The 24284-nt window shown below is 37.7% G+C and carries 29 protein-coding genes; 17 read left to right on the top strand and 12 right to left on the bottom strand.

The annotated features are described in order from the left end of the window. Positions 1-80 precede the first annotated feature (80 nt). Complete coding sequence (locus VMUT_RS03690; RefSeq protein ID WP_013604087.1) at positions 81-983, top strand: ATP-grasp domain-containing protein; 903 nt, start codon at positions 81-83, stop codon at positions 981-983. Here the strand turns inward: VMUT_RS03690 and VMUT_RS03685 are convergent. Further along, positions 980-1906, bottom strand: a complete 927-nt coding sequence (locus VMUT_RS03685) for a thiamine-phosphate synthase family protein (protein WP_013604086.1) — start codon at positions 1904-1906, stop codon at positions 980-982. The two genes, VMUT_RS03690 and VMUT_RS03685, sit on opposite strands and share 4 nt — an antisense overlap. Before the next feature lie 54 nt (positions 1907-1960). Then, positions 1961-2686, bottom strand: a complete 726-nt coding sequence (locus VMUT_RS03680; protein ID WP_013604085.1) for a hypothetical protein — start codon at positions 2684-2686, stop codon at positions 1961-1963. A 264-nt stretch (positions 2687-2950) separates the two neighbouring features. Between VMUT_RS03680 and VMUT_RS03675 the strand changes: the two genes are divergently transcribed. Beyond that, positions 2951-3397 (top strand): hypothetical protein, encoded by a 447-nt coding sequence (locus VMUT_RS03675; protein ID WP_013604084.1) that lies wholly within the window; start codon positions 2951-2953, stop codon positions 3395-3397. Positions 3398-3405: 8 nt separating this feature from the next. Here the strand turns inward: VMUT_RS03675 and VMUT_RS03670 are convergent, their stop codons facing one another. From VMUT_RS03670 to VMUT_RS03660, 3 genes are all read right to left on the bottom strand, one after another. Next, positions 3406-3891, bottom strand: a complete 486-nt coding sequence (locus VMUT_RS03670; protein WP_013604083.1) for an AAA-associated domain-containing protein — start codon at positions 3889-3891, stop codon at positions 3406-3408. A 78-nt stretch (positions 3892-3969) separates the two neighbouring features. Continuing rightward, positions 3970-4512, bottom strand: a complete 543-nt coding sequence (locus VMUT_RS03665) for a hypothetical protein (protein WP_013604082.1) — start codon at positions 4510-4512, stop codon at positions 3970-3972. A gap of 128 nt (positions 4513-4640) precedes the next feature. Further along, positions 4641-5393: a TatD family hydrolase gene (locus tag VMUT_RS03660; RefSeq protein ID WP_048056851.1), complete on the bottom strand. Its 753-nt coding sequence runs from the start codon at positions 5391-5393 to the stop codon at positions 4641-4643. A gap of 110 nt (positions 5394-5503) precedes the next feature. On the opposite strand from VMUT_RS03660, the gene VMUT_RS03655 reads away from it, so the two are divergent. From VMUT_RS03655 to VMUT_RS03600, 12 genes are all read left to right on the top strand, one after another. Continuing rightward, entirely contained in the window at positions 5504-5914 is a 411-nt protein-coding gene (locus tag VMUT_RS03655; RefSeq protein WP_013604080.1) for a hypothetical protein, read from the top strand. A 51-nt stretch (positions 5915-5965) separates the two neighbouring features. Then, positions 5966-7558: a helicase C-terminal domain-containing protein gene (locus VMUT_RS03650; RefSeq protein ID WP_013604079.1), complete on the top strand. Its 1593-nt coding sequence runs from the start codon at positions 5966-5968 to the stop codon at positions 7556-7558. A gap of 61 nt (positions 7559-7619) precedes the next feature. Beyond that, entirely contained in the window at positions 7620-9029 is a 1410-nt protein-coding gene (locus VMUT_RS03645; protein ID WP_237699708.1) for an ATP-binding protein, read from the top strand. Positions 9030-9134: 105 nt separating this feature from the next. After that, positions 9135-9593, top strand: a complete 459-nt coding sequence (locus VMUT_RS03640; RefSeq protein ID WP_048056850.1) for a hypothetical protein — start codon at positions 9135-9137, stop codon at positions 9591-9593. Beyond that, the gene (locus tag VMUT_RS03635) at positions 9559-10803 is read left to right on the top strand and encodes a M48 family metalloprotease (RefSeq protein WP_083805465.1); all 1245 of its coding nucleotides are present in this window, start codon (positions 9559-9561) and stop codon (positions 10801-10803) included. The genes VMUT_RS03640 and VMUT_RS03635 overlap by 35 nt, the downstream gene beginning before the upstream one ends. Positions 10804-10826: 23 nt before the next feature. Beyond that, positions 10827-11288, top strand: a complete 462-nt coding sequence (locus VMUT_RS03630) for a hypothetical protein (RefSeq protein ID WP_237699707.1) — start codon at positions 10827-10829, stop codon at positions 11286-11288. 74 nt (positions 11289-11362) lie between these two features. Beyond that, positions 11363-12043 carry a class I SAM-dependent methyltransferase gene (locus VMUT_RS03625; RefSeq protein WP_193387204.1) on the top strand — a complete coding sequence of 227 codons (681 nt, stop codon included), beginning with the start codon at positions 11363-11365 and terminating at the stop codon, positions 12041-12043. A gap of 42 nt (positions 12044-12085) precedes the next feature. Next, the gene (locus VMUT_RS03620; protein WP_013604073.1) at positions 12086-13078 is read left to right on the top strand and encodes a deoxyhypusine synthase; all 993 of its coding nucleotides are present in this window, start codon (positions 12086-12088) and stop codon (positions 13076-13078) included. Positions 13079-13117: 39 nt separating this feature from the next. Next, on the top strand, positions 13118-13345 hold the full coding sequence (locus VMUT_RS03615; protein WP_048056848.1) for a hypothetical protein: 228 nt from the start codon (positions 13118-13120) through the stop codon (positions 13343-13345). After that, a complete protein-coding gene (locus VMUT_RS03610; protein ID WP_048056847.1) occupies positions 13323-13610 on the top strand; it encodes a hypothetical protein in 288 nt (95 codons plus the stop codon). The genes VMUT_RS03615 and VMUT_RS03610 overlap by 23 nt, the downstream gene beginning before the upstream one ends. A gap of 54 nt (positions 13611-13664) precedes the next feature. Next, on the top strand, positions 13665-15311 hold the full coding sequence (gene pyrG, locus VMUT_RS03605) for a CTP synthase (RefSeq protein ID WP_013604070.1): 1647 nt from the start codon (positions 13665-13667) through the stop codon (positions 15309-15311). Positions 15312-15440: 129 nt separating this feature from the next. Continuing rightward, complete coding sequence (locus tag VMUT_RS03600) at positions 15441-17312, top strand: hypothetical protein (RefSeq protein ID WP_013604069.1); 1872 nt, start codon at positions 15441-15443, stop codon at positions 17310-17312. Here the strand turns inward: VMUT_RS03600 and VMUT_RS03595 are convergent. The 3 genes from VMUT_RS03595 to VMUT_RS03585 are packed head-to-tail and all read right to left on the bottom strand — an operon-like array spanning position 17309 to position 19066. Next, positions 17309-18433: an aminotransferase-like domain-containing protein gene (locus tag VMUT_RS03595; protein ID WP_013604068.1), complete on the bottom strand. Its 1125-nt coding sequence runs from the start codon at positions 18431-18433 to the stop codon at positions 17309-17311. The genes VMUT_RS03600 and VMUT_RS03595 overlap by 4 nt on opposite strands. Before the next feature lie 23 nt (positions 18434-18456). Next, positions 18457-18774, bottom strand: a complete 318-nt coding sequence (locus VMUT_RS03590) for a hypothetical protein (RefSeq protein ID WP_048057164.1) — start codon at positions 18772-18774, stop codon at positions 18457-18459. Between the two features lie 10 nt (positions 18775-18784). Continuing rightward, positions 18785-19066: a TIGR00304 family membrane protein gene (locus VMUT_RS03585; RefSeq protein ID WP_013604066.1), complete on the bottom strand. Its 282-nt coding sequence runs from the start codon at positions 19064-19066 to the stop codon at positions 18785-18787. An 86-nt stretch (positions 19067-19152) separates the two neighbouring features. On the opposite strand from VMUT_RS03585, the gene VMUT_RS03580 reads away from it, so the two are divergent. Together VMUT_RS03580 and VMUT_RS03575 are read left to right on the top strand one after the other, a co-directional pair. After that, positions 19153-19926 (top strand): peptidylprolyl isomerase, encoded by a 774-nt coding sequence (locus VMUT_RS03580; RefSeq protein WP_013604065.1) that lies wholly within the window; start codon positions 19153-19155, stop codon positions 19924-19926. 50 nt (positions 19927-19976) lie between these two features. Next, entirely contained in the window at positions 19977-20627 is a 651-nt protein-coding gene (locus VMUT_RS03575) for an Ntn hydrolase family protein (protein WP_083805464.1), read from the top strand. A gap of 5 nt (positions 20628-20632) precedes the next feature. Here the strand turns inward: VMUT_RS03575 and VMUT_RS03570 are convergent, their stop codons facing one another. From VMUT_RS03570 to VMUT_RS03555, 4 genes are read right to left on the bottom strand one after another with little or no spacing between them, the layout of a single operon-like run. Next, positions 20633-21328, bottom strand: coding sequence for an endonuclease III domain-containing protein (locus VMUT_RS03570; RefSeq protein ID WP_013604063.1), 696 nt, complete (start codon positions 21326-21328; stop codon positions 20633-20635). A gap of 6 nt (positions 21329-21334) precedes the next feature. Continuing rightward, on the bottom strand, positions 21335-21850 hold the full coding sequence (locus VMUT_RS03565) for an NUDIX hydrolase (RefSeq protein WP_013604062.1): 516 nt from the start codon (positions 21848-21850) through the stop codon (positions 21335-21337). A 36-nt stretch (positions 21851-21886) separates the two neighbouring features. Further along, positions 21887-22081 (bottom strand): 50S ribosomal protein L24e, encoded by a 195-nt coding sequence (locus VMUT_RS03560; RefSeq protein WP_013604061.1) that lies wholly within the window; start codon positions 22079-22081, stop codon positions 21887-21889. A 42-nt stretch (positions 22082-22123) separates the two neighbouring features. After that, positions 22124-22948 carry a hypothetical protein gene (locus VMUT_RS03555; RefSeq protein WP_048056846.1) on the bottom strand — a complete coding sequence of 275 codons (825 nt, stop codon included), beginning with the start codon at positions 22946-22948 and terminating at the stop codon, positions 22124-22126. Positions 22949-22963: 15 nt separating this feature from the next. Between VMUT_RS03555 and VMUT_RS03550 the strand changes: the two genes are divergently transcribed. After that, positions 22964-24280, top strand: a complete 1317-nt coding sequence (locus tag VMUT_RS03550) for a transglutaminase-like domain-containing protein (RefSeq protein ID WP_013604059.1) — start codon at positions 22964-22966, stop codon at positions 24278-24280. Positions 24281-24284: the final 4 nt, after the last annotated feature.

The raw sequence follows: 24284 nt of genomic DNA, 5'->3' as shown, positions 1-24284 counted from the left end.
TACGTATATATCTTATCATTTAATGCATCAATTATTAGTTAGGCTAAATTAATAAAACAGTATTTATTCGCATCACTCCTGTGGACATAGGAATTATTAGGCCTTACGAGGTTGAGTATAACCCTGAAGATGTGGTTGATCTAGAGGATGCCATTAGGTCGTTGGGTCATAGGATTAAGAGGATATACATTGATATGGTTGGGGTTGGTTTTGGTAAAGGTCGTATTAATTATTACCAATTAATTGGTAGGTCTAATTATGAGGAGTTGAACGTATCAGGCGCAATACTTAGGCATATAGGCATAATTAGGGATTTTGAGCAATTCGTGCATAGGCTATGGGTTGTTAGGGCCTTTGAACTTAATGGTGTTTATGTAATGAATCCAGTGATGAATTGGATGATGGCCAGTGATAAGTTCATATCACTAATGCTATTGGCTAAGCATGGCTTACCAGTCCCTGATACCGTGGTTAGTGAGAACATGTTCGTCGCCTATAATACAGTTAAGGAGTTCGGCAGATCCGTTATCAAGCAGATTAGGGGTGCTATGGGTTTCGGTGTTTTTCAGATCGATGATGCTGATGTAGCCATGCACATATTTAGCTATCTAACTAACCTGAATAAGCCAATGTATGTACAGAGGTTTCTTGATAAGGTTGGTAATGGTGATTATAGAGTCGTGGTTGTTGGCAATGAGGTAATAGGTGCTGAATTCAGGAGGGGAATTTCATGGAAGAGCAATATTGCCCAAGGTGCTAATCCCGAGCCAGCTAAGGTTACTGATGAATTAAGTGAGTTGGCGTTGAGGACGATTGAAGTTCTTGGGCTTGATTATGGTGGCGTTGATATTGCGGAAACAAGGAATGGCTACTTCATTTTTGAGGTTAATCCAACCATGTCCTGGCAGGGATTTAAGAAAGCCACAGGTATAAATCCAGCTAAATATATAGTGAATTACTTAATACGTAAGATAAAGGCCTAGGTTGCCCTTGAAGCTATTTTTATCACCTTTAATGCAACATCTATTGAATCTATACCAAACACGTAAGTGACGGGTTCCAGTGCATAGCCTCCAAGGTCTATAATAGCCTCTAATGTGGGATCTTTAACAATTGAGTCAACCACTGCGTTTATTACATCATCCTCATTAGAGCTTTCATGAGGCCCAACTTTAACATAGTGCATACTCAATTCCTTAAGTGCATACTCTACCTTATTATCATACTTAATACTGGCTACGGACCTATACCTCGGATTCACATTCATGCATTTAATGATTAATTTACCCAAGTGCTTACTACCGCCATAAATAGGTTTTGAGCCTATGATAACTCTTCCGTCATGGGCATCAATCCTACCAGGTACACCAACAACATCATCCTCAGTAACGGCACCTGGTTTAGCCTCAACAATGTTCATGAGAACCCTCGGTATTATGGCATGTATTTCAGGATGCATTTCAAGAATTGATAGCGCCCTTTCCATGTTCTTAATTATTGAATCCGTAATGCCGGTCGTTAATATAGAACATACATTGCAGATTGTTGGTAATGAGGGAACAAGTTTTCTGTGTGCATCGCATAGTCTTAAGGAGCCTAATTCCATCACTATCATGTTTGTCAGATATTCAAGTGCTTCATATTCCTTATTGTTCAGTATTAGTTCAACAATATTATTAACAATCCTAGTTACCCAATCCTTATTAATGCCGAGGGACTCTGCCCTGCTTATTAATTCACCGTAATCCTTACTAACGTACCTATTAACAGCTGGTTGCGTTATGCCCAGTATCTTAGCCACCTTAAGTTGGCTATACCCGTTTTCAAGAAGTTTCTTAGCCACTAGGCTTCTTATTATTGGTAATACATTCTCAGATACAAATTCAAGCCCTGTACTTATACTCACGAATTAATGATTAGTAATAGTAATTAATAATTCTTTATTTTTCATTTTATTAAATTAAATGCTCCTCATTTCATTAAGCATTTTCACCACAATATCAGTTGGGTTATCATTCAATGAGTACTTACTAATCACGTTACCACCCTTAGTTAACAAAACTAGGTACTTATTACCCGTAGATGCTTGTCCCTCATTAAGATGCGTCCTAATCAATAAGTACTTATCACCGTTCATCAGAGCTATTTCCAGGGGCATTGAAGGTATTCTGCACATACATGATGCATTTACTCGACCTCTATCCGCATAATTACGTAGAATACCGAGTATAGTCAGCACCACCCTAATACTCCCTGTACTTGTATACCCAGTATTAATGAATAATGTATCACCAACCCTGTATGGGCATATCAATGGGTAGTAATCAGAATAATTGGAATTGGGATCTCCTATTAATATGAAGGCGTTCCTAATTGTAACCCAATCATTGTACTTCCTAAGGTCAATACCACCCCTGCTGGGTATCCTAACCAGTGAATCCTCGCTTAATGTGTATGAGCCATACTTACTACCCATATCCATAGCCTTAATTATGTACTGTCCAAAGGATGCAATGGCAACATGACCCACTATCTGCCTCTCTACCTTAAGCTCATCAACTAACTCAATACCATTAATACTGCCCAGAGTCGTAATAGTACCGTCAATACTCCATACTGCTAATTCCTTACCTACTCGACCGATTACTAATACCGCGGGTGTCCTGGAGATTTTAAAGGTGTACATATGTATTTACCTATTTTAAAGCGATTTTTTGTTTTTAGTCCGGACCCTGTGATAAAGGAATATCAGTGCTAGAAATAGGCTAGCATTTTAATGCTTAAGGAGTGGCCCTTTAGTTTGCTAAGTATGTTAATACCATATGCGTCTGCATCAGAATAAGAATGTATTGGTAGAACTCCATTGATCATACCTTAAAGGTGGTGATCATTGATTGTTCCTTTTTAAATTAATTATTTAAGATTTATATAAGCACGCAATACCTTTCGTATGACATTAGCAGTAAATGACGATATGATAAGAAGATTAATAGGAGTGGTTGATGATAAATGGGTTAGCATTGATGAGATAGAGAATTTACTAAGTATAAAGATTGGTATTGATATGATTAATAAATTGAGTAGATCAGGGCTTTTCGAGGTAATGTACAGTACGTTGGATGGCACATTCTACATAAGGAGGAGGGTCATTAAGGATCTTATAATTAATAATTCTAATAATGATACAAATAATGGCAGGAACAAGCTAAATCTTCAGAGGCTTGTGGATAAGATAAGGAGTGAGATTCAGGGAATTATACCAAAGCCCCAATTTGAGGAGTGGCTTAGTAATAATGTTTCTGAGAATTGGCGGTTAGTCTATAATCAATTACTGAATGATGGCGTCATTGAGGAGGTTATTGTCTCGGGGATGGTTTTTGTTAAGGTTAATAAATGATAAAAATACTACGGTATCGCAATATACACATCACCTCTCTTCTTAAGCATTCCAGCAAATACACCCCATTCGGCCAGCAATATTTCGAGTAGATGCCTAATACCTGGTTCCCTAGCCTCTACGTATCCCTCGTCATTTAGTTCCTCGATGAGGTCATCGATGGTGAATGGTTTACGTAATCCCAAACTATAGGCCGTATGAAATGGTTCAAGGCTAAGTAATTTCTGTCGGAGTATTTTCTTTCTATCGCTAATCTTAGCATTCAGAAACTCCTTACCCTCATCCGTAATCTTAACATCACCACCCTTAACCTCAACAAAACCAAGGTAAACAGCTGCGTTTAGGGCTGGCATTAAATCATCAATGTCAGATTCCATTTCCTTGGCAATCATGAATATGTCGGCCTGTCCCTTAAACTCATTGGCAAGCGTGTCTATAAGTCCCAATACATCGGCAAATCTTGCATCTAATGGCATAAATGGTAAACCAGGCATAAAACCTATTCCATAAGTAGATTCTTTAGTGATTAATAAACATTATTTTCGAGTGAAATCTCGACGTATAATTACTGCCTATGAGAGGATTAATTTATGGGAAACCACTTTACACCTTTCGCAAACCTCGACATACTCATTAACCCATGTTCTCCATCTACGTGAATAATACCTAGAGGAGTACATTATTGTCATGGGTAAGCCGCAGTTAGGGCATGTACTACCCATTAATGCCACATTACTGGCCTCCCTATAGAAGTTTGTTATTACAAGGTTAATACCATCCTCTAAATCTTCCTCTAATCTATCAATATTTATTGCGTATACCTTTATATTCAATTCCTTATTAAACCAATAACGAATCCTGGATAAATTATTAACAACGTAATCACTTATAACGTAGGGTCTCTCAGAAACAACAAATAATGCATTAATATCATTAAGTTCTAATTCATCCACCATATCAAGTAGATTTGACCACCATGGGAAATAATCACTTGGGGTAATCCAAACTCTAACCCTGAGCTTATTAAGGTCTGCCTTAATCGAATCATCATGAATAACCTTGATCCTAAACCCCCTGTTCCTAAATTCCTCAATAATCTTATTAATAATCTTCATGATAAATTCCTCGATTTAGATAACCTATCAATGGGTTAATAAATTATTTATTACTAAAGGAAATAAGATTAATGATGAGGACCGGAGATATGAACAATGAAGAGACCACGCAGGACTGATTATTCTCTCTAATCTAATTGAAATAATGATAATGTGTTCTCAACGATTATATGACTTAATTCCCCTAGGTTAGTATTAAGTATTTTCGATAATTCTGCCAATACGATCTTAATATGAATAGGTCTCGATTCCTCACCAGGCCTAGGCCCTAACTCGGGTGTGTCGCTTTCGAGGAGTAACCGATTAAGCGGAACCATTGTCGCCAGGTCTCTTTTTTGTTGCGATCTAACTATGGTTGGCGGTATAGAAAAGTAACATCCTAAATCCAGTAATTTAGTTACCTGGTTTCTATTACCGCTGAATGCGTGCATTACGCATTTAACGGGTCCGTACTTACTTAGTATTTCTATAATATCATTTTCAGCATCCCTAGAATGAATAATGAGTGGTAGATTAAGGTCCTTAGCAAATAATACCCACTTAGTGAATATGTGTCGTGAAATTTCCCTAAGCACCTTATCCCTAACCTTACTATAGTCTAAACCAACCTCACCAATACCAACGAGTAAATCCCTCTTTTCATTAATAGCTCTCATGATTTCCTGGACCTCCTTAATATCGAAACCACTATAATCATATCCCAATGCAGTATAGACAAAACCTCTATACTTATTTACGAGACTTAATGCATTCCGTACTTCATTAAGTCTCATTGTTACATTGATAATACCAAGTAATCCCTCCTTATGAGCCTCACTTATCAATTCATCTGCATAGCCATACACATCTGACCTACTTAAGTGCGCATGCGTATCTATCAAGGTTCTTTCATGAATTCATAGTGAGCACCCTTAAATTAATTTACTGAGTTGTTAATATCAGAATTTATGTTTAGGTATAGATTTTTAAAGCGCGGTTATTATGCAACTCGATGTCAACACTTAATATAAACCCATTAATATACAGGTTCGTTAGGTATTGCCTAAATAGGGCTTATCTGGAGATAGATGACTCTAAATTATCGGCTGATGAGAGGTATAGCCTAGAAACGATACTATCAATTATTAGGCAGGCTGAGGATAATTGGGAGAACATCAATGATGTTGTGAAATTCATAAGTGAGGAATTACCAAAGATTTATGGGGAAGCCCTTGAGAGACTTCCCGATAAGATGGTTGATGACTTATTCGAGAGGGTATTAAATAATTGTAAGGAGCTTGATGAAGTTAAGTCAGATTCTAAGGTACTCAATGCAATTAATAATGCCCTTGAGAGTATGAAGGGTATAAAGAAGAAGTTCCTTGAAGGTTCTAAGACGAGGATTTACGAACCATCAGCATGATCAAAACCTCCTTATAGTACCTAATTAATTGAATTGAGCATTCTCTATTGAATGGATATTACTGATTACGTATATTCACTATTGAGGGAGAGGGACATAGTATTGCTAAATGCATATCCAGGTTTTGGTAAATCAAGAATTGCAGTGACCATAGCCAGTAAATGGATTAATGAGGACGGCCAGGTGCTCATAATAACAAGGTCTAGGGCCGAGGCATTACAGCTTTGCGAATTCACGAAGCAGGTTGGTATTAGGGATAAAACATCAATCTTCCTCGGTAGAGAATCACTATGTCCATTTAACGCGCATAATTCTAAGCAATGCTTCCTATACAGATTAAGTGGTAGGTGTAGGGTCAGTAAGACTGAGGTACCATTGCCAATTCTAACGTGCAATCCCCCTGAGTTACTCAGTGATGGCTTGTGCCCATATGAAGTGAATGAAGCCCTGGCATACCAGTTACCTATAGTTATATCAACACATGCATATTTATCTAGTCCTGAACTTTACAGTAGATTAATTAATATAATTGATAATTGGAATAAACCCCTTGCAATAATTGATGAATTTCATAATGTCGCCGCAGGTCTTGAGGAGTCAATTAGTATTAGTATTGATGAGTTACGACAATGGGCATTAAACGGTAATGACCTGGCCAATAAATTATTTAATAAGATAAAGAATTACGTACCGCAAAGAGAAACTGTGGTGTTAAGGAGGTTTGATGTTGATGATTTATTAAAGGGGTCCGAGACATTTGACGATAGGGTTATTGAGATGCTTACTCACTTTGGTAATGATCTTTGTGCATTCACGTATGATGGTAAATCAATTAGATTAAGGTGTCTTTCAATTAAGCCTATTTATGATTTAATAACAAAGTCACAAAAGGTCCTTCTTTTAACGGCATCCATTAGTAGGAGGTTCTCGTACATTATAGACGTTTTTTCCAAGTCGTCGTATTACATAGCGATAGACTCCTTACCTAAGGAATATCAAGAGAATCTCGTGGTTTTTTCGGTAATTGATGTCGAGTTTACGCATCGTAATAGGTTACTGAAGGAGTACCTAGATATTGTTAATAAAAGTATTAAAGTGTTTATTCGGTCATCACCACCGGCAGGTGGCTTAGCAGTTTTCTTCCCGAGCATTGAGTACATGAATTCATACATTAATTATTATACACCGCCGGTTTGGGGAATACCAACATTCATACTTAGGGATGGTTCTGAGGCCGTAAGGGTCATTGAGCCATTTAAGGAGAGTGCCAGGGTTACTAAGTCATTAATAATAACGTATGCCCAGAACCCAATTGGTGAAGGCATAAACTTTCTCGAGCAGGAGTTAATCGGCGTTATGATTATTGGATTTCCACTTCCTCAATATAGTCAATGGAGTTTCTTAAAATCCCATTATTATAAGAGATTGGGAATTAGTGGGTTTGCAACCACCTATCTATTTCCAGCGGTATCAACCACCACCCAAATAATCGGTAGGTTATTAAGGGATTTAGATAGGCATAGGAAGGTTGCCGTGTTATTGGACAGCAGGTTTTATCGTTATAGAAAGTATATGCCTAAATGGCTCTCATTGAGGATGAGGCCCATGGGCATTTCTCAATTCTTGAATGCATCATTATGGTAATGCACGTTTAAACGAAGTAGAAATTAAGTGCCTTATAAATTCCAATGGGAATTTCTTTATGATGCATATGGACGTACTAAGCATTGGTGCCATTGCCATACCTGCATCAATAGCCGTGGCATCACTAATGAGAGATTTCTCAACTGATAGTGTTACAGTAGGCACGCGCTTTATATTACCTTACAAAGTACCACTCGATAGGCATTTATGTGTACTCGGTCCCACTAGAGGTGGTAAATCATCTCTTGTTAAGGCTATGATTAAGGGTCTTCGTCGAAAATATGTTGTTACAGTACTTGATTGGCACGGTGAATACACAGGTGTATTACCAACACTACCGACGTCTGCAATAACCATAGATCTTGAGAAAATACCACCAAAGTTATTGACTGAAATATTGGGGTTTGGCTTAGGACTTAATGAACCAAGCATGTACATGCTATATAGAATGATTCGTGACGGGAATTATACCAATTTTAATGACTTAATAAATAAGATAGATAATTACCTGGTCAATACTAGGACGGAGGCTGAGATGAAGGCGGCTATTCTAAGGAGGCTTGAGTATTCGGCTATGAATATTGGTAAGGGTATTGTAGGCATTGATGCACTTATGGAGGGTGATGCTGTTATAGATCTTAGTGACTTAACGATTATTGAAGAAAAGAGACTTGTTTCATCATTAATATTAGCAGCCCTTTACATGCATTATATGAAGATGGGTTTGATAGAAAAGGGTGTTAAGCACGTATTAATAGTTGAGGAGGCTCAGAATCTACTGGATATAAATGGCCCTAGTTATTCCATAGTCGACCATATAATAATGGAATTAGCGAAGTATGGATTAAGGGCAGTCCTAGTTAGTAATGCTGTCCCAAAGTCATCAATACTTAAGCATTGTAATATAGTACTGTTTAAGATAAGTCCTGAAATCCTAGATGGCGAAGTCACGCTTTCCAGGGATTTAATTAATAAAATGAATGAGATATCAATGGAGGAAGCCATAGTGATAACTAATAGGGGTGTTACTAAAATAAGACCATTAAGGGCAATTATTGAGCCCTCGCATGTGGTTATTAGGAGGTTTAATGATGTAAAGAACGAATCTCAGCAGGATATTAATGTACCAGTAAATAATGGGTTCACTGAGAGGATTAGCAATGAAAATAAGTTAAGCATTAATGATAAATTAATCGCAAATGCTAAAACAAGTGAGGACCTAGGTAATAATAGCGATAGAGCGTCGATGAGATTGGTAAATTCCATTAATGATAGTAAGGCCGTATCATCAAGCGGCACGAGATCCAGTGATGATTCCATATTTAGAAAGCAAATAATGGAATTGGAGAGGGAGGTCGTTAATTTACGTGATAAGGTTAGTGAGATAGAACGAATACTAGACGCTGATGAAAAAATCATTGAAAGAATACTAGAGCTTGATGGTAAATTGAAAAATAATATACACAGTTGATTATAAAGAGATTTCATGAAACTCTGACGTTTATTTACTTCAAGAGTGTCTCTAATTCTTAATTTATTTATTTAAGCGGATATATACGAGAACCCTGGTGCCCTAATGACAGCCTCGGAAAATTTAATGATAGATACGAAGAAGGTGAAAATTCTAATACTCCAGATGCTGAAGGACCTTGTTATTAATGCCAAGGGTCAATTAATAACCTTTAGACCTGCAAAGGTTGCCCAGGACATATCCATATGGACTAGGAAAAGCCCACGCTCAGAGTCAGTCATAGTTAGGAATTTCCTTGAGGAGCTTGTGGAGCTTGGGCTCATTAAGGTCATTAAGAGGAGTGCGAGGGGTAAGGTTTACGGTATAATAAGGAATACGGAGTTCTGGTTAATACTTGAGCATAATAATGTTCACGAAATATTGTCTTTCATTGATGGTTATAAATCTACGAAGAGAGGTAATACAAGTATAAATATGTTAAGGGAATTAGCTAATGCCCAAAAAATAAACCTGGCACAGACAGCCACGAATGGTGGGAATAAAAATATATCAAGTAATCCGTGATCTAATAAAAGATCCTCAGTCCCTAATTAATTACGTAGAGAACTATCTGTTAAAAGTTGCTGATTCGTCATATGTGGCTAAGGAGATTGATGATAATACTACGAAATTAATAGTATATGATGACTATGGAAACGCTGAATTAAGTGTTAATCATGAAGTAAGGATAAAAGGTAACGGTAAGATGAGGAACCTACTAAATGCCTTAGTTCTGAGGTACTTAGGTACGGATGGCACGCGCAAAATAACAATACTACTCCTGCAAAGGAATAATAGGATTTATAGGGTTAATGATTTACCGAGGGTTCAATCATTACCCATCGGTTTAATAGGACTTATGTTAATATCAATAATAGCACTATCAATAATCATTGCGGTCTTAAGGATTATAAATATAATACCATCAATACACCTAATAATAATATTACTATTATCACCACTTATCATACCAATAATATACTCATACATCCTTCAGTTAAGGATAAGGCATGGGGATTTGAGGAATTCGCGCATCATAAAGTTCGTACTAGAATATGGGGATCTTGAGGAACAGAAATTTAATGATGCTCTACGGCTTTTATCCAGAATTGAGAATAGTAAATCATTAAATGAAATAAGGAGATTCGTATTATCATTAGTTAATGATATAAGGACAAAGCCCCAGAACTTTTATGAGGAGTATATAGATATTGAGTCAGTAATTAGTAACTCGGGAATTAAGAATTACGGTATTTACCTGGTAAATGTGAATCAATGCAATGCAGCATCCATTGGCTTACCCGGTATTAATTATGTAATTTTAACATCGAGACTTGTTTCCTGCTTAAATAGTAATGAATTAACTGCAGTGGTTATGCATGAAATTGGTCATATAGTTCATGGCGATTCAGCGAAAACATTATTCTTAATATCGCTGGCTCAATTAGATAATATTGCGTTGATAACGTACATAATTCCATTAATGAGCTTACCTGCAATACCTATACTTATTACGGCATTATTTCTTGAATTGTTTGGTATTATCTCGGTTATGAAACTGAGTGAGTACTCAGCGGATAAGTATGCAATGAGGTTCATATCTAGGAAGGACTTGGCAATGGCGTTGATTAAGGTTACCTGGAAGGAGCTACATAGTGAATTAATGAGTAGGAGGTTAAGGATTTTTACATCGCATCCATCAGTATCGAGTAGGTTGGTTAAGATAATACGGTAATTTTGTATTTCGTTAATTATTTAGTGGTTAGTTTAATTTTTGCTTTAAGCCCTGGTGTATACATGGACTTGATTGAAAAAATGAGCGAATTAAGGATATTGATAAGTAGATTGGAGACTAAGTATCCCGAGTTATCGGAATTATCATCGTTAATAAATGACATAATAACTAAATGCGTATCCCTTTCTGATGTGTTACTAAATATATACTCAATCGCAGATTCTGCAATTCATGAATTAATATTTGAAAAAGATCCAATATCAATAAATTTAAATTCAATATTAATAAGGAAATACTTAGATATAATTAACAGTTCTGATGATTTAAATGACGCATTAGCTAGAGTAACGCCTCAGGAGAGACAATTATTAATTGATGCAATTAAGGTTCTTAAGAAGAGGGGTGCAATTGATCTTGATATTAATTATGATAATGAGGGACTCAAGGTAAAAATAATAAATAAGATCAGTAATGAGAATTCGTGAGTGATTTTGATGATTATTATGAAAATGCGCTAGAGAAGGATATTTATAGCCCCAATTTCTTTCCGTATTTCAATATGCCTTACGACGTCCCGTTTGTACCCACACCAGAGATTGTGGTTAGGAGGATGCTTCAATTGGCTAATGTTAAAAGGGATGAGGTTCTTTATGATTTAGGTTGTGGTGATGGAAGGATAGTGATAATGGCCGCTAGGGAATTTGGCGCCCAAGCCGCTTGCATTGAAATTAGGAAGGACCTATACGAACAAACGCTTAGAAGGGTTAAGGATTTAGGGCTTGAGGATAAGATCCGTGTGATTTACGGTAACTTCTTTGAGGAGAACATATCAGAGGCTGATGTGGTTACAATGTACCTACTCACCAGCGTTAACGAAAGAATAAAGCCTAAACTTGAGCGTGAATTAAGACCTAGCACTAGGGTTGTGTCTCATGATTTTGAAGTTCCTGGTTGGAAACCCTTAATTGTGGAAGATCTCTATGAGGAGTGGAGAAGTCATAAGATTTACTTGTATAAAATACCTGGTCTTGAAATACCGATACCCGTTGATGGAATAGAGGAAAAATTAAGGAATATACAACTTAACGAGAAGTACCTAGAAGTTCTGGAATTAATAGATGGTAATAGATCCGTTGAGGATATATCGAATAAGACACAATTAACAATAAGGAGTGTTAGAGGAGTAATAAATGAACTAATGAAGCAAGGCCTAATTAAGGAGGTCAGGATTGTTAAGTGAAGTTAAATAAACATTAAAAATAATAACTTAATATCAGTTTTGATGAATGATTCACCATTCCTGTCGGGTGAGGTTTCTGATCTAGACGTTGGTATAAATACCATTGACGACTTGATAGAGGCTTATAAACGAATTGGTGGTTTTCAAGGTAGGTACATGGCAGATGCAGCGGAGGTTCTCTTAAGCATGTATAACGATTTAAACACGACTGTTTTTCTATCGTTTACTGGTAATTTAATTTCAACAGGTCTTCGGGGCTTAATAGCTAGGTTCATTGAGAGTGGTTTTGTCGATGTTATAATAACTACAGCAGGTACTTTAGACCATGACATTGCCAAATCAATGGGTGGTAAGTATTACCAGAGCTATTTTGATGTTGATGATATTGAGATGAGCAAGGCGGGTATTCATAGGATTGGTAATGTTGCGGTTAGGAAGGAGCATTATGGGCCGTTAATCGAGAAGTTTGTACATTCGTCGCTGGAGGATCTATCAAAAACAAGGGAGGAGTGGGGCGTTAGGGAGTTGCTTTGGGAGTTAGGTAAGAGGATTGATGATGATTATTCAATACTAAGGGCAGTGTCTAAGGCTAAGGTGCCAATTTATGTTCCTGGGTTTGTGGATGGCGCCTTTGGTACGGCAATACTCACGTATAATGAAATGCAGAGAACGAGGACTGGAGGTAAGCAGGTGAGAATTGATTTACTTAGGGATGAGCATGAGTTGATGGATATCGTCTATTCGAGTAAGTCCCTAGGTGCATTAATAATTGGTGGTGGTATTTCTAAGCACCATGTGATATGGTGGAGTCAATTTGCTGGTGGACTTGATTACGTGGTTTATATTACAATGGCGATTGAGTGGGATGGTTCGCTTAGTGGTGCTCGACCAAAGGAGGCTATCACTTGGGGTAAGGTGAAACCAACGGCAAGGCAGGCCTTTGTTCTTGAAGATGCAACGGTAGTACTACCGATATTAATACCCTATATAATTAAGAAGATTGGTTTTAGGAAAGGTGTTAGGGTCATTAACTAGGTGTAGTGCCTTATATATAAAATTGAGTTATTAATAGTGATGAGCATAAAAATAAGGAGAAGGAGGGGGGATATATTCATTGAGGAAGTTTTACTTATAGCAATATCAATGGCAGTGCTTGTAGCCCTGGTATCATTAATTAGTGGATTGTTCGGCAATGCCGTGACAGGTATAACTCATTTACAGGGCTCCGTTAATAATGCACTAAGTGGGTTTGTAAATGATCTTCAGAGGGTGGTTTCGAATGCTTTCAATTTCACAAGCTAAGGACATAAAGAGCATTGTGAATGAATTACGGAGCAAGGGCTTCAGTAAACTAGACATATATTTAATATTAAGGACCCTAAAGCCGGATACAAAGCTTGAGTATTTATTATCACCCACCGAATTAGACTTAATTAATAGAATGAATAAGCTAAGGACTGATCTCTATAAAATGAGAACTGAGTTATATGATTTAGAGAGGAAAGTAAGGAGGAGGCATGAAATAATAACGGGGGTTTATGAGGAATTAACGAAAAATAAGAAGTAGTAATCTATTCAGTATAAAAGAAAGTATTAAATATTAAGCTGTACCGTGCTTATTATGACGACAAAGTACATCTTTGTAACTGGTGGCGTATTATCAGGTTTAGGTAAGGGTATCACAACGGCATCAATTGGAAAAATCCTACAAGCAAGGGGCTATCATGTAACTGCAATCAAAATAGATCCATACTTAAATGTTGATGCTGGAACAATGAATCCATTTCAACACGGCGAGGTCTTTGTGACGTTCGATGGCGGTGAGACAGACCTTGACCTAGGTCATTATGAACGATTCCTAGACATAGAGGTTCCGAAATATCACAACATAACCAGCGGCCAGGTGTATTATACTGTTATAAGGAGGGAGCGTAAGGGTAAGTATCTTGGTCAAACTGTTCAATTAATACCACACGTTATCGAGGAGATTAAGAGAAGAATACTTCTTGTAACAAAAAGGGAAAAGCCAGATATTGTTTTAATAGAGATTGGAGGTACGGTGGGCGATTACGAGGGATTACCATTCCTTGAAGCCGCCAGGCAAATGAGACTTGAAATGCCTAGTGATGTGCTATTCGTTCATGTTGCCTTAGTTCCCATATTATCAACTACCGGTGAACTTAAGACAAAGCCGTTACAGCATAGTGTTGCTGAACTCAGGAGGGTTGGTATTCAACCTGATATAATAATTGCTAGGTCACCTAGGTCATTGGATGAGCAGACAAGAAGGAAGATTTCGTTGTTTACGAACGTACCTATTAACGCGGTTTTCACGTCATATGATGTAGATACTATATATAAAGTACCATTAATTCTTGAAGAACAAGGTTTAGGAAAATACTTATTGAGTAAACTTGGATTAACGCAGGTAGAACCTAAGCTTGGTGATTGGATAACCTTTGTTAATGCCCTTGAAAATAGTGAGGAGGTTATTAATATCTATATGTGCGGTAAATACGTTAAGCTTCATGATTCTTATATAAGCATTGTTGAGGCTATTAAACATGCGGCCGCTAAGTTAAGGCTTAAGCCAAACATTATTTGGTGCGATACTGAGGATATAGAGAAGGATCATGTTAAGATTGCCGAGCTTAACAATGCGGATGCAGTAATTGTATTGCCAGGATTTGGTGCCAGGGGTGTTGAGGGTAAGATTGAGGCTATAAGGTATGTACGTGAGAATAACATTCCATTTCTAGGCATATGCTATGGTATGCAGCTTGCCGTTGTAGAATTTGCAAGGAATGTTGCTGGTCTTAAGGGTGCTCACACGACAGAGGTTGATCCAAATACTCCATACCCAGTCATTGACATAACGCCAGAGGAGAAAAATGTTGAGGAGTTGGGTGGTACCATGATACTTGGTAATAGGAGGATAAACATTATTAAGGATACAATAGCCTACGCTATTTATGGTACTACGGAAATTACGGAAAGACATAGGCATAGGTATGAGGTTAATCCCAAATTCTTTGATTTACTTAAGGAGAAGGGTCTAGTATTTTCTGCATGGAGAGCTGATGTGCCCAGGGTGGAAATTATAGAAATACCTAGTCATTACTTCTTCGTGGCTACACAATTCCACCCAGAATTCAGAAGTAGACCTCTTAGACCTCATCCATTATTCGCCGCACTACTAAATGCTGCCTATAGTAGGAAACGTGGAATGCCATCTCCATATAGTATAAATACTACGGTATACGCATAATCAGTTTTCGAAGGCTCTGTCATTCAATCCACTGCGAACTGCATCATCATTAACTTGGTTATTTTACGAGATTGTATTATTTATAATCCCTTCTTATCTGTCACCGTGATAGGGCGCATATTTTGGATAATGATTATTGGAGTATTCATGGTACTTCCTATGTTGACTTATGCGCAGGTAACTATTAATTATATAAATATGAGTATTTATTACGGTAATCAATCAATTACCAATGTAATTAACATAACAAGTGACCAATTAGTAATACCGATCTATCAGTATTGTTCACAGGAAAGTAATGTACTATTTAATGCATACCTAGATCCACTTTCGAATTTAGGCATAGTGTCTGTATCTTTAGTACTATATAATGGGTCTTTCATAAGTATTCCGGTCATTGACTATAGCCCTAAGTACATTAGCATGGAAGTTAACTGTTCATTACCAATATATGGTGTTTACCTCAGTATAGGTTCATATGATCCATACCCACTTGAGGCCTTGGTAATACCTAGTTCTAACATTACATACACATTAACTCAAGGTTCTATTAATGCATCAATACCATTAATTCCAGGTCTTAATTACATATTCGCAATAGTTAAGATAATATCAATATCACCTGCCGAAGCCAGTATTAGTAATTATTTAACAGCGGAATTAAGTACGGAATACTCAAGCATTAACATTGGTTACTTAAATACGTATGCTGAAATAACGACATACATTACGTATTCAAGTAATATTGAAATTACGGCTAATGGAACCACGTATATTATAATAACGCCGTATTACTACGTACCAATAGGTAATAATATAGAGAACCTAGTATTATCTGGTTCTTCAAAGCCCATGGTAATGCTAACGGGTGCGCCATGGGTTAAATACTCCTATGATAACTGCACGGTAATTAATCCAGGTATTCCAGGGATTACTCCATGGACCACATACCTATCATACACACCTTACTGTATCATTAACTCCTCCATTAATCCCATTACGATTAACTTCATTGGTGAATCGCTACAGGAATTAAAATGTAATAATGTCTTCGTTACCACACAAAGTGGTTCGATATTGAGCTTAACCGGTAATTTAACAATCAACCCAACGCTAAGTAGAGTATTATACGTTACCATTAGTGGCATAAGGACTATAGGCATTTACCTTAACTCAATACCTACATCAACAGTTACGGTGCACATCCCCTTGATTTCGCGATCAAGCCTATCAGTAACAGACGAACTTGGTAATCCCATAAATGCATTAATTTATTTAAATGTTAATGGTACCTTATTACCATTTATGAACGGCACTTGTGTATATCCAGGTATATATGATATATATGCCTTAGTGAATGGTGAGTTAATGGATTTAGGTACAAGCAGTATTATCCAGGACAACACATTGAAAATCCCAATCTTTTCAAACTACACTCTAAATATTGCGATTCCTCAGAAATGCCCTGACCTAAACCTTGAATTATTGATTAAGTATGGCAATAATCAATATGTCTTTCCACTAAGCAATATCCAACAGCAAATAGATATACCAAACGTCGTAATTGGTGATCATATTCAAATGGCATTACTGGGTAATGGATCAGTACTTTATCAACGTGAATTAATAGTAAATGAAAGCAATCCGGAGAGCTTAGTACTTAGTCCTCGTGTAATAAATTTTATACCCATGGACCTTCTTAATAATGAACTGTCAACTGCAGTACTAAATATTGGTAATCTATATTACATAGGTCCTGGTAGGTATTGTGTACCTATTAACTCGTCAGTAGGTATGGTTATTTATGGAAATGACGTTTATGTAGTAAATATCACTAACAGTAATATCTATGTTAGGGTTTGGACACTTGGTGCATTGGGCATTAAATCATTACTGATAATACTAGGTTTGTTGACACTTCTCATAGTCATATCATCAATAGTTAAGGGATTAGGTGGTAGGTCAGGTGGTGGTAATAATGATTATGTGGTCATTAATTAATTGTTCATGATAACGCTTAATACCTTTATTCCATCCCTTATCAAGTTAATACCTATTGATCCAATACTAAGTCTAGCGGTGTTTGGTCTATTCTCATTTATGAAGAATTTATTTCCTGGAACAAACAATATACCTTGCTTAATACCTCTTCTCAGGAGATTCCAAGCATTCGCCTTAGTATTTATGAAGGCGTAGAACCCACAGGATGGTCTATACATTAACGCACTCGGTAAATACTCATCCAACGATTCAATAAGTTCCCTAAGCTTTCTAGGATATAATTCATGAGCCTTCTGAATAACATCATAGGCAACACCTCTTCTTAACAAGTCATAAACTAAGTACTGTGTTAATGTTGATGCGGCAAAGTCATGTTGTTCAATCTTCTCTAGATCATTCCTCAATTTACCGCTAGTTATCACAAACCCAATCCTTAAACCGGGGCCTAAAATCTTCGATAGAGTTCCAACATAAATGACATCATTGTTCATGGATTTAAGGGTTTGTCCAGTATTGGGGTATAGTGATGTATAGGGGTCATCCTCAATAATCTTTAATCCATGTTTCTCCGCAATCTCGAGTAGGTGCCTCTTTCTATCACTACTGAGTGAAACTCCAGTTGGGTTATGACAATTAGGCACTGTATAGACAATACCAGGTCCGTAGTTCCTAACTAGGTTCTCTAGTTTATGCGTATTCATGCCCTCATCATCCATTGGAATACCTATTAATCGGGCTCCCTGAAACTTCATTGGTGCAATGGTTTCAACAAATGTTGGATTTTCAACATACACTATTGTCCTCCTTCTCATTAATAATTGTGATAGTATTTTAATGGCATGTTGAGCTCCTGCAGTTATTATTATATTTCTCCAATCAACCCTTATATTAAGTGCTTTGTTAATGTACCTGGATAATTCAATTCTTAGTTCCCTCAAACCACCAGCACCTGGATAAGCTATTACTGCTGCTCCATACTTCTCATAAATTCTTTCGAAGGATCTCCTTATCTCATTTATCGGTAGTAAACCAGGATCTGGTGCACCACTAGCGAAATTATACCTAACGCCTCTTCTAGCCAACCTGCTGGCTAATTCAACTGGTGACCAATATAATCTCATCGAAATAATTAATTCCTCAAGCCTTATTTATGTTCTTCCTGCCAATGCCTTGTGAGTTCTCTCCGTGTTCTGTAATACTGTATCACTGAGAATATTATTAGGGCTAGAAATACTATGAATATTACGTAAGTAAACCAAATTAACGGTTGTGTTATTTGTGGTTTACCAAAGGTTATGAGTATTGGTATTGGAACTATTGGGAATATTATGACAGCACCACCAACACTGGTGGGCACTGTATACGTACTGGTTACCCCCATTGTAATGGCTATTATAACCGCTATAATTGGTATGAGTATGGCAAGGATTATCAATAGAATGCCAAGCTGATAAAGCCTCATCCTAATCACCTCATAGGATCCCAGGTAATAATGCGAGTACTATGAATAGTATGACAACTATTATGGTTAACACTATTGCCCATTTAATGATTGATGGATCATTACCAAACACTATTGGTATAGGCCCTATCAATACGACGCCACCAACACTCGACTTCCCCTTCTTCTCATCATCCTTATCCTCATCTTCCTTATGACTTCTCATCACATCAATTACTATAAGCACAATTCCCAATAGTGCCAATATTATTGATAGCATAATTGCCAAGCCTATTATATAGGTTATATTCATCACTCTATATTACTTTTTAAGGGGAATTAAAACCTAATTCCCTTCCAGCTTAAAATTTAAAAGGGTGATCGCTTGGTTCATAGTCGATGCCGTTTCAGAAGGGTGACTATGTACTGCTTGAGTATACGGTTATTGATAAGGATGATAATAAAGTCGTGGAAACCACGGTAGAGGATAAGGCTAAGGAGGCGGGTATTTATAGACCTGATGAAATTTATGAACCACGATTAATAATAATAGGTGAAACAAAGCTCTTTGAGCCTTTGGAGCAAGCGATAACAAATGTAAGTGAGGGGCAGGAAATAACGGTTGAGGTTCCTCCAGACAAGGCATTCGGCCAGAGAGACCCAAGTAAGGTTAGGGTAATATCTATTAGGGAGTTTTATAGGTATGGTAAGTTGCCTAAGGTTGGTGATATTGTTGAGGTTAATAATCAGCAGGGTAGAGTCGTCAGTATAACGGGTGGTAGGGTTACCCTAGACTTTAATCATCCATTGGCAGGTAGGACGTTAATCATCACGGCGAAGGTAGTTAAAAAGCTCGAAACAACTGAGGATAAGGTAAAGTACATAGTTAAGCAGTACATACCGAGGATTGAGATAGATAAGGTAAATGTCGAGCTTGGTGAAGGTGGTTCTATAATAACCATAAAGTTACCTATTGAGACGTTGTTCATGGAAAATATAGGCACGATAAAGGCTAGAATTGCGGATGATATAGGTAATAAATTCACGAATATAAATAAGGTTGTTTTCATTGATGAAATAGAGATTAAGAGGGAGGCGGAGGCTAAGGCTGAGATGAAGGCAGAGGAGAAGCAGGCGGAATCAAAACCTGAGTCCCAACAATCGTCTCAATAAATAGGGTATTAGGTTAAGATTTATTAATAAAGTAATTCTTAGTGAGGTTGATGATTAGCAATAATAATGAAAACCTTACCAGATTAATGACTGGAACAACCACGGTAGGTATAGTGATTAATGACGGTGTTGTGCTAGCCACGGATAGAAGAGTCACGGCAGGTTATTATATAGCCCATAGAAAGAAGGGCGTTAAGATTTGGAAAATAGATAATCATATAGCAGCAACGATGAGTGGTGGTGTTGCAGATCTGCAAAAGGTTCTTGATTCTCTAACAGCAACAGCCATACAGTATAAAGTGGATACTGGGAAACCCATATCAATAAGAGCTCTAGCCAATTATGCATCTCTCGTGGTATTCTCAAGTAGGCCATTTGTCTACTTAGTGCATATGATACTTGGTGGTTGGGATCCTGACGAAGGACCCGTGATATACATGCTGGACTTCTTCGGGACTCTAACCAAGGAGACTGAGTTCATGGCGACGGGCAGTGGTTCACCAACGGCATTTGGCGTTCTTGAGGATGGTTATAAGAGAGACATGAGCATTGAGGAAGCTGTTAGATTAGCCGTTAGAGCGGTCAGGTCAGCCATATATCATGATCCAGGAAGTGGTGAGGGTATTGATGTCGTGACAATAACCAAGGAAGGTTATAAGGAGGTTGACTCAACACCATACCTTAAGGAATTAATTCATTAAAACCATTAATTATCTTTCCCCCTGACATTACTAATATAATAAGTACAGACCTCTCTAAATCCACACATATCACACCTCGGGTTTCTAGCAATGCATATGTCTCTACCAAACTGAATAAGCTTAAGATGGATCTCTAAGTACCTGCTTGGGTCTGGCGTTAATATTCTCATCCAAGCCCTCTGTATCTCATGATAATTCCTCGATTTGGCAATGCCAAGCCTAATGGATATCCTAGTTATGTGAGTATCAACAGGGAATGCTAGCTTACCTAAATTAACGAGTATTACATCGGCAGTCTTCTCACCAACACCAGGAAGTTCAAGTAATGCCTTCCTAGCTTCATCGAGAGGTAGGTCCTTAATCCACGTTAAATCACCTCTATAGTTCTCAAGGATTACCCTAGATAACTCAATAATTTTCCTAGCCCTAATCCTATGCATACCAGCGGGTTTGATGGCATTAGCCAAGGCATCCTCGCCAATATTCACCAATTTCTCAGGTGTTATATCGCCAATAATCCTAACGAGGTTTTCGTAAGCCCTAAGTGCATTCTTATCATTCGTGTTTTGCGTCAGTATTGTCACAACGAGTGCCTTAAAGATATCATTACTATTTCTAAATACGTAGAGGGCTGCGAACTTCCTAGGCTCGATCTTAATATCAGCGAGAACCCTAAGTACCAACTCCTCAGTCAAAACCATATGAAATCACGCCTTAGCACCCTTCTTAAGCATGTATAGCGTTATAGCCAACGCCGACTTAGCATCCCTTATACTGCCATTAATAACCATGTTTACAGCATCTCTAAGATCAATAACAATCCTATCAATAACCTCATGGGGTTCAGGCCTCGGTTCGCCAAGTCTTCTAATACTGACGTAATAAATTACCATATATTCAGTGGAGTAGCCAGGTGTGGTGAAGCCCTCGAATAGCTTCCCAAAGTAATCGATTTCAGCGCCAATCTCCTCACTAAGTTCCCTGGTTAAGGCCTCTTCAGGGTTTTCACCCTCCTCAATAACGCCTGCTGGTATTTCAATTACGTAGTCATTAACAACGGGTCTGAATTGACGTAGCAATACGACCTTATTACCCTCATAAATCGGTAGTGCAGCTACGGCATGAGGAAAGACAATTTTCTCCAGGTTCATCTCACGACCATTTGGTAGTACGACCTTAGATACGTCCAGCATAACGCGCCTGCCCTTATAGACTATGACCATTAACCTAAGGCAAGCAAGAATTCACTTAAAAACTTCTCATTTTTGGGCCTTGGCGCTCTTCGTCTCCTTCCTTACCCAAGCCAGTTTCCTTGGGTCGCGGTTATACTTGATGGCGCTTACAAAGCACTTCCTACTGCAGAATCTAAGTACTGTGCCATCAGCCCTGACATACATTATCCCGGTGCCTGGTGGTATTGGTCTTCCACAGAAGGCGCATGTGTAAATTCTCATACAGCGTTCGTTCTCAGTAATGATTTTTAAAGTTTATGCAAATTAAATTCTCTTGAGGATTCTCCTAACCAGTGTCATAAACCTTCTACAATTAACTTCCCTATTGCCGTACATACCCTCCTCAAACAGTCTCACCATTTCCTCGACCGTTTGCCTTTCATTAACTCGGTCAATTATGTAATTACCTAATTCCCTATGCGTTATCCCTGGTTCCCTAATCCTCATCTTCTGCATGATCTTCATAATGCCGTATTCAAGGCAATCAGGGTATTTCATGCTCCTTCTCATGTACATGGTTGCTAATGAGACTGAAATCATGATAATTGTTACTATTATTACTATTAATGGATAATTAAGGTTCCAGGGCGCCTCATATTTCCTGCTTTCTCCCTTACCTCCTGCCTTAGTTAGGTTACCCATTGATGAGCTGGTGGTTAAATTATCCGCAGCATTTCCTAGGTTCTTCTTAATATTACCCCTTCCGTTTGTTTCATAGTATTGACTATATTGATTATTAATTACGCTTTGATTGGGCATCCTCTCAATACTAATTATGTAGATTAATGAGCTTCCTAAAAAGCCCGTAATTACGTAGGAGGTATTGTTAGGTAAGATAAGTAGTCCTGTGAAGGCTTTGTTTATTGATTCTGTACTAGGAGATACTATTATTACTATACCATTAGTTAATGACTTATTTACTGTAAGGGTTACATTGAGTATGGGCCATGCTATAGGCTCATAATTACCACTGTACAGGTAATTCAACTGAGTCGATGCTTCAATGCTTTGTGTATTTATTAATACCAGTAATTCAATGATTAGTGCAATGAGAATTAGGGAGTGCAAAAGAAATTTTTTAAGGTCCATTAAATCAAACAATTAATGAGCGCATTAATAATGCTTTTGCTGGGGGTAATGCTTGCGATTAGGCCTGCAGCATCAGGTTCATCAGTGACGTACTCAATATCAATAAGTGCTCCCTACTTCATAGTGGCCAGCACTAATAATGACTTCATAATTGAATTAATAGCTCAACAAAGCAATGTTAAGTATGCGGTAATGGTAATACCAAGGGCATCTGTTAAATTAATGAGTTCTAATGCCATTGAGGGGCAGGGAATATTTCCTGGAATTCTTGATTTTGCCAATGACTCGGATTATGCTGGTTTTTACGAGGGTTCAATAAACAGTACATCATTCATAGGTACCTTTACACCGATAATTGAGGTTGGTAAGCCAAGCACCTTGTCATACTCTGCCTTATCTAGCTTGGTAAATGTAAACCTCACGGTATACGTTAAGTCAGGAATACCCGTATTATTGAGGTATTTCACGTTCGATAATTATAACTCAACAGGTAATGAATTGATTAGTACGCAGAGTTCCGTTCCAGTGATTACGGATTATCCTCCAATAACGATAAGCCTTGCCGTTGGTACTGACTGTAATACATTCATTATTTACGAGAACTTCTCACAACCAATTGAGGTAATACCCATGCCATTCATCATCAATGTAGGTAAGTCATTAACGCTCATAGTCTCAAACATAACCCTAGTATCCGTTATGCCATTTACCGAGGTTAATGTACTTGAGCCTGGTGACTTATTAGCAAGTAAGGAGCCTATTGATGCTGCGGTTTTTAAGTTAATGATATGCCACGTATCCCAGGGCCTTAATTATACAGGTATTGAGGCGCTTTATGCCAGGGATTATGTGGAACCACTGGGTATTAACATATCGTGGGGGTTAATACCAATATCATTTAATGCAAGTGGGGTATTGGCGATTAAGGAATTATTGAGTTACCTAAATGGTGATCATTTCATGATATCCAATACAACATACCCCATTGATTATACCTTGGTTAATGGTACGGGAAGCTTTACGGACTATGCAGTGTTAACCATGGCTATACTTAGGTCATTGGGGATACCAACGAGGATAGCGTTGGGTTTTGCAGGTGAGTCCCTGGGTAATGACGCTTATGTATATCACTTAGATGGTAATGCCGTGATTTGGGTTGAGGCATTTACAAGCTTTGGTTGGGTGGCCTTTGAACCAATAAGTACTTCGCAGTTTCATGATTATTCACAATTGTTGTCAATAGTACTATATACGGCATTAGTCTCCTTCTTGTTAATGATTCCGTGGATAATAGGGTACTACATTTATTACTACTTAAGCAGGAGGTCTTAGCATT

Source organism: Vulcanisaeta moutnovskia 768-28, from assembly GCF_000190315.1.
Lineage (GTDB): Archaea > Thermoproteota > Thermoprotei > Thermoproteales > Thermocladiaceae > Vulcanisaeta > Vulcanisaeta moutnovskia.
Note: the sequence above shows the minus strand (reverse complement) of the source record. Positions and strands in the feature narration are given on the sequence as shown.

Excerpts from the sequence above, each read along its gene's own strand:
- VMUT_RS03680 (WP_013604085.1), bottom strand. The coding sequence starts at position 2,686 with ATGTACACCTTTAAAATCTCCAGGACACCCGCGGTATTAGTAATCGGT.
- VMUT_RS03675 (WP_013604084.1), top strand. The coding sequence starts at position 2,951 with ATGACATTAGCAGTAAATGACGATATGATAAGAAGATTAATAGGAGTG.
- VMUT_RS03670 (WP_013604083.1), bottom strand. The coding sequence starts at position 3,891 with ATGCCTGGTTTACCATTTATGCCATTAGATGCAAGATTTGCCGATGTA.
- VMUT_RS03665 (WP_013604082.1), bottom strand. The coding sequence starts at position 4,512 with ATGAAGATTATTAATAAGATTATTGAGGAATTTAGGAACAGGGGGTTT.
- VMUT_RS03655 (WP_013604080.1), top strand. The coding sequence starts at position 5,504 with ATGTCAACACTTAATATAAACCCATTAATATACAGGTTCGTTAGGTAT.
- VMUT_RS03650 (WP_013604079.1), top strand. The coding sequence starts at position 5,966 with ATGGATATTACTGATTACGTATATTCACTATTGAGGGAGAGGGACATA.
- VMUT_RS03645 (WP_237699708.1), top strand. The coding sequence starts at position 7,620 with ATGCATATGGACGTACTAAGCATTGGTGCCATTGCCATACCTGCATCA.
- VMUT_RS03640 (WP_048056850.1), top strand. The coding sequence starts at position 9,135 with ATGACAGCCTCGGAAAATTTAATGATAGATACGAAGAAGGTGAAAATT.
- VMUT_RS03635 (WP_083805465.1), top strand. The coding sequence starts at position 9,559 with ATGGTGGGAATAAAAATATATCAAGTAATCCGTGATCTAATAAAAGAT.
- VMUT_RS03625 (WP_193387204.1), top strand. The coding sequence starts at position 11,363 with ATGCCTTACGACGTCCCGTTTGTACCCACACCAGAGATTGTGGTTAGG.
- VMUT_RS03620 (WP_013604073.1), top strand. The coding sequence starts at position 12,086 with ATGAATGATTCACCATTCCTGTCGGGTGAGGTTTCTGATCTAGACGTT.
- VMUT_RS03615 (WP_048056848.1), top strand. The coding sequence starts at position 13,118 with ATGAGCATAAAAATAAGGAGAAGGAGGGGGGATATATTCATTGAGGAA.
- VMUT_RS03610 (WP_048056847.1), top strand. The coding sequence starts at position 13,323 with ATGCTTTCAATTTCACAAGCTAAGGACATAAAGAGCATTGTGAATGAA.
- pyrG (WP_013604070.1), top strand. The coding sequence starts at position 13,665 with ATGACGACAAAGTACATCTTTGTAACTGGTGGCGTATTATCAGGTTTA.
- VMUT_RS03600 (WP_013604069.1), top strand. The coding sequence starts at position 15,441 with ATGATTATTGGAGTATTCATGGTACTTCCTATGTTGACTTATGCGCAG.
- VMUT_RS03595 (WP_013604068.1), bottom strand. The coding sequence starts at position 18,433 with ATGAGATTATATTGGTCACCAGTTGAATTAGCCAGCAGGTTGGCTAGA.
- VMUT_RS03590 (WP_048057164.1), bottom strand. The coding sequence starts at position 18,774 with ATGAGGCTTTATCAGCTTGGCATTCTATTGATAATCCTTGCCATACTC.
- VMUT_RS03585 (WP_013604066.1), bottom strand. The coding sequence starts at position 19,066 with ATGAATATAACCTATATAATAGGCTTGGCAATTATGCTATCAATAATA.
- VMUT_RS03580 (WP_013604065.1), top strand. The coding sequence starts at position 19,153 with ATGCCGTTTCAGAAGGGTGACTATGTACTGCTTGAGTATACGGTTATT.
- VMUT_RS03575 (WP_083805464.1), top strand. The coding sequence starts at position 19,977 with ATGATTAGCAATAATAATGAAAACCTTACCAGATTAATGACTGGAACA.
- VMUT_RS03570 (WP_013604063.1), bottom strand. The coding sequence starts at position 21,328 with ATGGTTTTGACTGAGGAGTTGGTACTTAGGGTTCTCGCTGATATTAAG.
- VMUT_RS03565 (WP_013604062.1), bottom strand. The coding sequence starts at position 21,850 with ATGGTCATAGTCTATAAGGGCAGGCGCGTTATGCTGGACGTATCTAAG.
- VMUT_RS03560 (WP_013604061.1), bottom strand. The coding sequence starts at position 22,081 with ATGAGAATTTACACATGCGCCTTCTGTGGAAGACCAATACCACCAGGC.
- VMUT_RS03555 (WP_048056846.1), bottom strand. The coding sequence starts at position 22,948 with ATGGACCTTAAAAAATTTCTTTTGCACTCCCTAATTCTCATTGCACTA.
- VMUT_RS03550 (WP_013604059.1), top strand. The coding sequence starts at position 22,964 with ATGAGCGCATTAATAATGCTTTTGCTGGGGGTAATGCTTGCGATTAGG.